Source organism: Streptomyces sp. NPDC056527 (assembly GCF_042794475.1).
In the GTDB taxonomy this organism is placed as follows: domain Bacteria; phylum Actinomycetota; class Actinomycetes; order Streptomycetales; family Streptomycetaceae; genus Streptomyces.
The window spans coordinates 1-7672 of sequence record NZ_JBHTTQ010000182.1 but is presented as its reverse complement, the minus strand read 5'-3'; the positions used below and the strand labels follow the sequence as shown (position 1 = coordinate 7672).

Here is a 7672-nt window from a genome sequence, read left to right as displayed (position 1 = left end):
CTCTTCTGTTGGTTGCGGCCGCCCTCGTGTGGCTTCCACGACCCCGCCACCCCCCCATGGCCGCCCGCCAACGCCGCACCTCCCGGCGGGGGGGGCCCCGACCCGTGGAAGAGCTACAGCGGCGGACGGGTCGGTTGGGTCCGCCAGAAGCCGCACTGGTGGTCCGCCGCGAACGACGAACTCGTCCGCGTCGACGCGGGGTTGAGCGACAGGACCGTCCCGCTCCCGGTCGTGGGCCAGGCGGTCTGCCCCGGCACCGCCGGCGAACCGAAGCGGGCGAAGGCACCCCAGTAGCGCTTCATCCGCGTCGCGAGCGCCGCCTGGACCTCGCTCAGCGGCCGGTCGCCCGCCGTGAAGTCGTGCAGATACGCCAGTTCGGCGCTGTGCGCGTTGGACATGTCGAGCCCCGGAACCTGCGCGCCCGCCAGAGTCGGGGAGTCCGGGTCGTCGAACTCGTACGCGTACGTCGGCACCTGCGAGGCGAACAACTGCGCCGTCCACGCCGTGTGGCAGGCGAAGGAGGAGTCGGTCATGACCGCCGACAGCGCCAGGTACGGCGTGCCGTACGCCGAGACCGGATAGCGCGCGAGCACCTCCGGGCCCGCCGCCCCGTACCCCGCCAGGATCTGCGCCTTGTACTCCTCGTCCGTCAGCCTCGGCTGCGACAGCGCCACGAACAACCGCGATTCGGACCGGGTGCTCCCGATTATCACCGGGACCTTGTTCCACTTACCGCTGCCGATCGCGGCTGCCGGATCCACCGGCAGCAGCCCGTCACCCGAGGCCGGCCCCGACGTGGGGAGCGTGCGCCCCGCTTCGACCAGAGCCGCCGCCGGCGCGGCGCGCAGGCACGCGGCGACCGTGACCGGATCGGCGCACCCCGCCCGCTCCGCGAAGTCCCGGCCCTGTCCCTCGGCCCGCGCACTGTCGGGAGTACCGATCAGCGTGCACGGCCCGCTCTGCAGCACGGCGCGGTGGAACAGCCCGGACGCCGAGGGCGCGGCCAGCAGCCCGCAGACCGAAGCGCTGCCCGCCGACTGCCCCGAGACCGTCACATTGCGAGGGTTCCCGCCGAACGCCGCGATGTTCTGCCGCGTCCAACGCAGCGCTTCGACCTGGTCCAGCAGACCGAACGAGCCCGTACGTCGTGCGTTCTCGCGAGCCAGCTCGGGCAGCGCCAGGTAACCCAGCTGGCCGAGCCGGTAGTTGATGCCGACCACGACGCTGTCCGTGAGATCGGCCATCGTCCGGCCGCCGAACTGGGTGCCCGTTCCCATGGTGTACGCACCCCCGTGGATCCACAGGATCACCGGCAGTCGCGCCCCGGTCCGGGCCCCCTTCGGGCGGTACACGTCCAGGTAGAGGCAGTCCTCGCTGACGGCCGAGGGGTCCGCGAGGCCGAACGGCGAGAACTGCACGCAGGCCGGCGCCTGCCGGTCGGCCTCCCGCACGCCGTCCCAGCGGCGGGGCTCACGCGGCGCCCGCAACCGGGCCTCCCCGACCGGGGGCGCCGCGTAGGGGACTCCGAGAAACTCCTCCGCTCCGTCGCGGACCTGTCCCCGAAGCCGACCCTGCGCAACGGTGACCACCGGCCGGGGGAGCGTGGCCGCCGAAGCCGAAGCCGAAGCCGAAGCCGAGGTCAAGGTCGAAGCCGAGGCCGAGCTCGACGCCGAGCCCGATGCGGCGGCCGGGATCGCCGACGCGAGCAGTGCCACCAGGGTGAGGGCCGTACCGAGCAGGGGTCTTGTCGAAGTGTGCCGGTTTCCGGGCCGCTTCATCCATCCTCCTGAGTTGGCTGGTGTGGGTGGAGCGGTCGTCAGGGACGCAGACCGGAGATCAGGGCAGACGTGGTGGCGTGGTCGGCGGGGCCGGTGTTCCAGTCGGCGTTCATCGGGCTGACGGCGATCCGGCCCGCGATGATGGCCTCCACGTCACCGCCCTTCGCCGCCGGCCGCATGTCCACCGTCACGTCGACCTTCCAGGTCCCGTCGCCCGAGTCGGTGAAGTTCGGTTCGAGGATCGTCTGCGGATCCTGGAAGGTGGTGGACACGCCGGCGGCGGTGCCCTTGCCGTCGGCGCCGACGACCGGGTGGTTCACGTTCAGGCCGACGCCCTTGGGCAGCAGCGGGCCGGACTTGGCCCGTGTCCGCAGTCGGTCGATGAGCTTGACGGCGAAGTCGAGCGTCGGTCCCATCGCGTTGACGGTCGTGACCGGATCGGGCACCGAGAGGCCGCCGGTGCTCAGCGCGATGGCGGGCACGCCGGACTCCACCGCCGCGACGGCGCCGCCGACCGTGCCGGAGTGGCTGGCGAGCCCGGCGACGTTCGGCCCGAAGTTGGTGCCGGACACCACGAGGTCGGGGGCGCGGCCCTCGAACACCTCGGAGAGGCCGAAGGCCACCGAGTCGCCGGGGCTGCCGTCGACGGCCCACACCTTCGGCTCGGGGTGCTTCACCGTGATCGTGGGGGCGTTCGACATCTTCGTGCCGGTGCCGCTCTGGTTGGTGAGCGGGGCGACGATCGTGACGTCGTGTCCGGCCGCGGTCAGGCGCTCGAACGCCTTGCGGATGCCGGGTGCGTTGTAGCCGTCGTCGTTGGTGAGCAGGATCCGCAGCGGAGCGGCGGGCGCGGTGGGAGTCGTGTGCGCCGGGGCGGTCTGCGGCGAGGCGACCGCGGGCGCCGTCCCCGCGAGGGCCGTGGTGCACAGGATCAGCATGGCCGGCGGCAGAACTCGCTTGCGTCTCACAGAAGGCTCCTGGGAAGAGGGAGGCAGGGGAGGTGAGGGTGTGGTTGCGCGAGGGTGCTGTTTCGCGAGGGTGCGGTGGTGCGACGAGGTGGTGCGGGACCGGCGGGCACGTGACCCTCGGCATGTGCCCGCCGGAGTACGGGTGGTCGGGCGGCGCGGGCCGCGGCCGACGAGGCCCGGGTCTCTCCGTCGGAACCCCGGGCCCGGCGCTACAAGGCACCGCACGGCAGCCGGGAACCGATCCGAAAGAGCCGACCCAGCGAGATCAGCGCACGCTGCGGATCGGGAGGATGGCGAGTGCGCCGATCAGTGACAGGGCGCCGCCGGCCAGGAACAGCGGGGTGTACCCGCCCAGGGCGGTGACGATCGCGGAGGCGACGAACGGGGCGACGATCTGCGGCCCGGCGTTCGCGATGTTCAGGACGCCCATGTCGCGGGCCGCGTCCTCCGCGCGGGGGAGGACCAGGGTGACGAGCGCGGTGTCGACGGCCATGAAGCAGCCGAAGGCGAGTCCGTTGAGGGCGCTGAACACGAGCATTCCGGTCCAGGTCGGGCTGACGACGGGGACCACCATGACCAGCCCGGCCAGTGCGGCCGAGACGCCGACGAACACCTTGCGGCGGTTCCATCGGTCGGACAGCAGGCCGCCGACGACCGTGGACACGGCCACGGCGACCATCGACACCGGGGTGAGGATCGCGATCGCGGCGGGCGGGGTCATCCCGGCCGGAAGCTCGATGTGGTCGCCCAGGATGTACAGCTGGTAGCCGACGACGGAGAAGTAGCCCAGCACCATCAGGGCGCGGCCGATGAAGGCCCAGCGGAAGTCGTGGTTGGCCAACGACGAGAGGAACGCGGCGAGTTGGGAGCCCACGCTCGACTTCGGGGCGGGCTCGGTGCGAGGTGTGTCACGGCAGAAGACGGAGAGCAGCAGGGCGGCCACGGCGACGATCGCGCCGAAGACCAGGTATCCGGTACGCAGCTGCGTCGCCGTCTGCGAGGCGATGAGGACGCCGGCGGTGCCGCCGATCGGCATTCCCAGTCCCACCAGCGCGGACGCCGTGCCACGGCGGGCCGCCGGGACGCGGTCGGGCACGATCGCGGTGACCGCCGCCTGATAGGTGTTCATCGTCGCCTGGACCAGACACCAGCCGATCCCGACGAGCAGGGCGGTGGTGACGCTGCCGAGAAGGGCAAGGGCGAGCAGCGCGCCGAGGGCGCCGCCCAGGATCCAGGGGTTGCGGCGGCCGCTGCGGTCGGAGAGGGCGCCGGCGATCGGGTTGAAGGCAGTCGCGAAGATGGCGCTGACGCCGCCGATCAGGCCGAGGACGGCGACCTTGTCGTCAGGGGCGATCGCGGCGACCTGGGTGGGCAGGAGGACCGAGCCGACGCCCATGTAGACCGCCATCATGGCGGAGTTGGCGACCAGGAGCAGGAGCATGAGCCCGCGCTGGCGTGGAGCTTCCGGTTCCGCGGTGGTGGCGGCGGTGGTGTCGGCGCCTGCGGAGGGCGGGTCGATCGGGTCGGTGAGCTCGTTCGTGGCCATGACGACTCCTGGGAGGACGGAGCGGGGAGGTGGAGGGGTACGGGACCGGGTGTCGGCCGGGGTGTGGGCCGTGATGCGTCGGTTCCGGTACACGGGTGGGCGGTACACGGGTGAGGGAGACGCCGCGAGAGCGGTCGCGGGGCGGCGGTGTCACCGGAAGCCGTTGCGGACGGCTGCGGCCGACAAGATACTGTTACACGTGTTACCCGCAGCGCTTGGAGACTGTGTAGCACCCATTTCCGGCCCCCGCTAGAGCCTGCGTCCGGTCGTTACGCAGATCGTGACCGAGGAGAGAACTGCACGTGGGTCACGTGTAACCAGTCGGACGGCGGTGCTGACCAGGGCGATCGTGTCTCGAAACCCTCTTGCTCTTGTGGCGGCGGTCACGCATCCGCAATACTCCGTGCCGCACCGCGACGGCCCTACGGCTCCGGTGCTCCATCCGGCCCACGCAGCCGTACGACCTACGCATGCACGGCCGAGCGACGCCGCTTCCCCTCGCCTCCGCGTTCCCGTGTCGTCGCGCCTTCTTCGCCACCGCGTCCCCGTGCGCCGCGCCTTCCCACCTCCCGCGCCGCGCCTTCTCCGTTCTCGCGTCGCCCGCTCTCCCGCCTTCTCCGCACCGGTCTCCTCGGCTTCCGCCGTCTCCCGCCCTGCCTCCTCCATCTCCGCGCCCCACCGCGCCCGGCCCCCCCTCCGCGCCCCAGCGCTCCGTCCCCTCCCGCCTCGTTCCTTCCGCTCCCGCGCCCGACCCTCCATGCGTCCCGCGCGCCGAACTCTCCATACGCCTCCCGCGCCGCACCCTCCACGCACCCCCGCCCCCACCCTCCGTCCCCGGCCCAGCCCTCGCCCCCGCCCCCCGCCCCACCCGTCGTCCCCCGTCCCCGCCCCTCCGTCCCCCGCGCCCGCCCTCCCGCGCGCCCCACCGCTCCGGGTGAACACCGTGAAAGGCCCGCCATGATGCCGAGCCCACCCGACGCCACGCCGACCCCGCCCCCGCTTCCCGAGCACCCTCCCCGCCATCACCTCCCGGCCGCCCCGCCGCGCCACGCGCTCGCCGTCGGAATCGCGCTCCTCCTCGCGCCGCTCCTGATCGGGCTGCTGCTCCGGGTCGTCGACCGCCCGTTCTTCCAGGAGGTCGACGACCGCTGGGCGGCCTCGATGGACGGCTCGCGGGCCGACGCGGTCACCGGCCTCTCCACCGTCCTCGACCGGCTCGGGGGCCCGCTCGGCCTGGTCCTGCCGCTGATCCTGTGCGGCTGCCTCTGTGTCTACGGCCGCTGGCGCTCGGCGCTGTACGTGCTCGCGGCCAACGTCCTCGCCAACATGGTCGTGGTGCTGCCCCTCAAGCAGTTGGTCGACCGCCCGCGCCCGCCTTATCCCTGGGTCCTCGTCAATGACGGCTCGTATCCCTCCGGCCAGGTCTTCAGCGCTGTGGCCTTGATGTTCGTGGCCGCGGTGGTGCTGTTCCCGCCGCGTGCGCGACGCTGGTGGTGGCTGTTCGGTGCCGCGTACGTCGTCGCCATGATGTGGAGCCGCACCTGGCTGCACGCCCAGTGGCTCAGCGACACCTTTGCCGGCGCGCTGGCCGGGGTCGGGGCGTGCCTGCTGCTGTGGCGGGTGTTCGAGCCTCTGCTGAAGACGGAGGCGGAGCGCACGGCGGCCAACAGCCTGTGGCTCTGAGGCCTGCGATATCGCGGATCGTTGACGATCGAAGAATTTCCGCAATACTCTCGATCGGGTCGGCGCGTGCTCCGCGCGCGGCCCAGGAAGGATTGGCTCATGGCTCTCACCCCAGGCCCGGACCACACGCTGATCGATCTCCCCGCAGGGCGACTGCGCGGCACGACCGAAGGCGGGGTCGCGGTGTTCCGCGCCGTGCCCTACGCCGCACCCCCCGTCGGTGACCTGCGCTGGCGCCCCGCCCGCCCGCACCCGGGCTGGAACGGCACCAGGGACGCGACCGCCGACGGTCCCAGCGTGCCGCAGCTGTACATGGAGGGTGGGGATCCGGTCCTCGGCGGCCATGGATCGCCGCCCTTCGACGAGGACAGCCTGACGCTCAACGTCTGGACCCCGGCGGCCGACGGGGCCCGTCGGCCGGTGCTCGTGTGGATCCACGGAGGCGGCTTCGTCTCGGGCTCCGGATCGATGCCGAACTACTCCGGCGCGACCTTCGCCCGAGACGGTGACCTCGTGGTGGTGAGCATCAACTACCGCATCGGGCCGCTCGGTTACCTCTACACCGGTGAAGAGGAGGGCAACCCGGAAGGCGCCGGCAATGCCTGGCTCAGCGACCAACTGGCCGCCCTGCGCTGGGTCGCGGCGCACATCGCCGCCTTCGGCGGCGACCCGGAGAACATCACCGTCGCCGGTCAGTCGGGCGGTGCCGTGTCCACGGCCGCACTCGCCGGACTCCCCGAGACCCAGGGGCTGATCAAGCGAGTGATCCTGCAGAGCCCGCCCTTCGGGCTCGACCTTCCCGGTCCGGACGCGTACCTCGAGCGGACCGCCGCCTACCTGGAACTGGCCGGCGTCAAGAGTGTCGCGGAACTGCGCGAACTGCCCTGGCCCGTGCTGATCGGCGCGGCCGGCGGGCTGTTCGCCCGGACGGCACGCTGGGGCTACTGGCCGACCCCGTTCCTGCCCGTCATCGACGGGGTCACCCTGACGCGTCACCCGGTGGAGGCCCTCCTGCACGGAGCCGCGACCGGCATCGACGTGATGATCGGCTGGACCCGCGAAGAGGCCAACTTCGGCTTCGCCCTCGACCCGGGGTACGCGGCCGCCGACCGGAAGCAGGTGACCGCCCGGATCGCCGAGACCTTCGGGGCCGAGGCCGCGCCCGAGGTGTACGCGGCCTACGAGCGGGCCCGGCCCGGCTCAAGCCCCGCCGAGGTGCTGATGGACCTGATCACGGACGAGCTCTTCCGCGTCCCCGCCGTGCGACTCGCCGAGGCGAGGGCGGCGTCGGGGCGGCCCGTCTGGGCCTACCAGTTCGACCTGCCCACGCCCGCGCACGACGGCCGCCTCGGCGCCGCCCACTGCCTCGAACTCCCCTTCGTCTTCGCCAACTTCGACAAGTGGACGCATGCGCCGTTCCTGGCCGGGCTCGACCCCACGGTCCGCGACGGGCTGTCCCGCACCATGCACCAGGCATGGATCGCGTTCGCCCGCACCGGCGACCCGAACCACGCGGCGATGCCGACCTGGGATCCGTACGACGCGGACACGCGCACCACGATGCGTTTCGACTCCGTGGTGACCGCCCTCGGGGACCTCGCCGGTGACTCGCGTCGCCTGCACGGCAAGGTGGCGCGAGACCTCTCGTCGTCAGGCGAAGGCTCCCCGTAACGGGAAGGGCTGCGAGGGAAGAGGGC

General features: G+C 72.4%; 5 protein-coding genes. 2 read left to right on the top strand and 3 right to left on the bottom strand.

All coding sequences use genetic code 11. The features are described from left to right. Positions 1 to 113 precede the first annotated feature (113 nt). The 3 genes from ACFQ7Q_RS37010 to ACFQ7Q_RS37000 all read right to left on the bottom strand — a co-directional run bounded on the left by ACFQ7Q_RS37010 (position 114) and on the right by ACFQ7Q_RS37000 (position 4292). Positions 114 to 1778, bottom strand: a complete 1665-nt coding sequence (locus ACFQ7Q_RS37010; protein ID WP_383563315.1) for a carboxylesterase/lipase family protein — start codon at positions 1776 to 1778, stop codon at positions 114 to 116. 38 nt (positions 1779 to 1816) lie between these two features. Then, positions 1817 to 2746 (bottom strand): 5'/3'-nucleotidase SurE, encoded by a 930-nt coding sequence (gene surE / locus ACFQ7Q_RS37005; protein ID WP_383563312.1) that lies wholly within the window; start codon positions 2744 to 2746, stop codon positions 1817 to 1819. 265 nt (positions 2747 to 3011) lie between these two features. After that, positions 3012 to 4292, bottom strand: a complete 1281-nt coding sequence (locus ACFQ7Q_RS37000; RefSeq protein WP_383563309.1) for an MFS transporter — start codon at positions 4290 to 4292, stop codon at positions 3012 to 3014. Between the two features lie 957 nt (positions 4293 to 5249). Here ACFQ7Q_RS37000 and ACFQ7Q_RS36995 point away from each other — a divergent pair. Both ACFQ7Q_RS36995 and ACFQ7Q_RS36990 read left to right on the top strand, forming a co-directional pair. After that, positions 5250 to 5975, top strand: coding sequence for a phosphatase PAP2 family protein (locus tag ACFQ7Q_RS36995; protein WP_383563306.1), 726 nt, complete (start codon positions 5250 to 5252; stop codon positions 5973 to 5975). Between the two features lie 99 nt (positions 5976 to 6074). After that, positions 6075 to 7646 (top strand): carboxylesterase/lipase family protein, encoded by a 1572-nt coding sequence (locus ACFQ7Q_RS36990; RefSeq protein WP_383563303.1) that lies wholly within the window; start codon positions 6075 to 6077, stop codon positions 7644 to 7646. Positions 7647 to 7672: the final 26 nt, after the last annotated feature.